The organism is Streptococcus sp. HMSC034B03 (assembly GCF_001838575.1).
In the GTDB taxonomy this organism is placed as follows: Bacteria; Bacillota; Bacilli; order Lactobacillales; family Streptococcaceae; genus Streptococcus; species Streptococcus anginosus.
In genome coordinates, this window is sequence record NZ_KV837634.1 from 1 (window position 1) to 239 (window position 239).

Genomic DNA, 239 nt, shown 5'->3' on the forward strand with positions numbered 1-239 from the left:
TTCTTGTCAATACCTTTTTTCATCTTTTTTTATTCTTCTTGTTTTTTGTGACCTTTGAAAAAGAAAAGTTCTGACTTATCTTAATCGCTATAGTCCTTTAAGTAGGCTCTTAATTCTCGAATCATAGCTTGGCGGCCTTTGAACCGTTCATCGGCTAGTAAGCGTTCATACTGCTCTTGTTTCTCTGAACTCAGTTGAGCTTGGTAACTCTTTAGCTGGTCTCGGAGAATCACCAATTC

Annotated in this window: 1 pseudogene; it reads right to left on the reverse strand. The window is 37.7% G+C overall.

Annotation, left to right across the window (positions count from 1 at the left end):
* Positions 1-80 precede the first annotated feature (80 nt).
* Positions 81-239, reverse strand: a pseudogene (locus tag HMPREF2634_RS10260) (sigma-70 family RNA polymerase sigma factor); the annotation flags it as partial.